Below are 1,682 nucleotides of genomic sequence, written 5' to 3' on the forward strand. Positions count from 1 at the left end.
TTGAGGCGAATTTAACTGAAAAATTAGCAACGAATCTTGATGAAAAGAAAATGATTGCTAAAATAGCAGCTAATCAAATCAACGATAATGAATGCTTATTTATCGATGCTGGTTCATCTACATTGGAGCTAATTAAATATATTCAAGCGAAAGATATCATTGTGGTAACCAATGGTTTAACACATGTAGAAGCTTTACTTAAAAAAGGTATTAAAACAATTATGCTAGGTGGTCAAGTTAAAGAAAATACACTTGCTACGATTGGTTCTAGTGCTATGGAGATATTAAGACGATATTGTTTCGATAAAGCTTTTATCGGGATGAATGGATTAGATATTGAACTTGGATTAACTACTCCCGATGAGCAAGAGGCATTAGTTAAACAAACAGCAATGTCATTAGCCAATCAATCATTTGTACTTATAGATCATTCTAAGTTTAATAAAGTATATTTTGCTCGTGTACCTTTGCTAGAAAGTACGACAATCATCACATCTGAAAAAGCATTAAATCAAGAATCGTTAAAAGAATACCAACAAAAGTATCACTTTATAGGAGGGACTTTATGATTTATACAGTGACTTTCAATCCTTCAATTGACTATGTCATTTTTACGAATGATTTTAAAATTGATGGTTTGAACAGAGCAACAGCAACATATAAATTCGCTGGGGGGAAAGGTATTAATGTCTCGCGCGTCTTAAAGACATTAGATGTTGAGTCAACTGCCTTGGGATTTGCAGGTGGATTTCCTGGGAAATTCATTATAGATACATTAAATAACAGTGCAATTCAATCGAATTTTATTGAAGTTGATGAAGATACACGTATTAATGTGAAATTAAAAACAGGACAAGAAACAGAAATCAATGCACCGGGTCCTCATATAACGTCAACACAATTTGAACAACTGTTACAACAAATTAAAAATACAACAAGCGAAGATATAGTTATTGTTGCTGGAAGTGTACCAAGTAGTATTCCAAGCGATGCGTATGCGCAAATTGCACAAATTACAGCACAGACAGGTGCTAAATTAGTAGTCGACGCTGAAAAAGAATTGGCTGAAAGCGTTTTACCATTTCATCCACTATTTATTAAACCTAATAAAGATGAATTAGAAGTGATGTTTAATACAACAGTGAACTCAGACACAGATGTTATTAAATATGGTCGTTTGTTAGTTGATAAAGGTGCGCAATCTGTTATTGTCTCGCTTGGCGGTGATGGTGCTATTTATATTGATAAAGAAATCAGTATTAAAGCAGTTAATCCACAAGGGAAAGTGGTTAATACAGTTGGCTCTGGTGATAGTACAGTTGCAGGCATGGTGGCTGGAATTGCTTCAGGTTTAACGATTGAAAAAGCATTCCAACAAGCAGTCGCATGCGGTACTGCCACGGCATTTGATGAGGACTTAGCAACACGGGACGCTATAGAAAAAATAAAATCACAAGTTACGATTAGCGTACTTGATGGGGAGTGAAAATAATGAGAGTAACAGAGTTATTAACAAAAGATACGATAGCAATGGATTTAATGGCAAATGACAAAAATGGTGTTATTGATGAGTTAGTAAATCAATTAGACAAAGCAGGTAAATTAAGTGATGTCGCGTCATTTAAGGAAGCGATTCACAATCGAGAATCACAAAGTACAACTGGTATCGGCGAAGGTATTGC

The 1,682-nt window shown here is 34.8% G+C and carries 3 protein-coding genes; all 3 read left to right on the forward strand.

Annotation, left to right across the window (positions count from 1 at the left end; translation table 11 throughout):
* On the forward strand, positions 1-569 hold a 569-nt coding region (locus IDG60_RS13220), incomplete at its 5' end, for a sugar phosphate isomerase family (protein WP_206160779.1).
* Positions 566-1,486, forward strand: coding sequence for a 1-phosphofructokinase (gene pfkB / locus IDG60_RS13225; protein ID WP_000640737.1), 921 nt, complete (start codon positions 566-568; stop codon positions 1,484-1,486). The genes IDG60_RS13220 and pfkB, both read left to right, overlap by 4 nt.
* A gap of 5 nt (positions 1,487-1,491) precedes the next feature.
* Positions 1,492-1,682 (forward strand): PTS sugar transporter subunit IIA (locus IDG60_RS13230; protein WP_206160780.1); only part of this gene is annotated, 191 nt, incomplete at its 3' end.

This window comes from Staphylococcus sp. EG-SA-2, assembly GCF_017152085.1.

Coding starts and splice junctions, on each gene's coding strand:
- pfkB (WP_000640737.1), top strand. CDS start 566: ATGATTTATACAGTGACTTTCAATCCTTCAATTGACTATGTCATTTTT.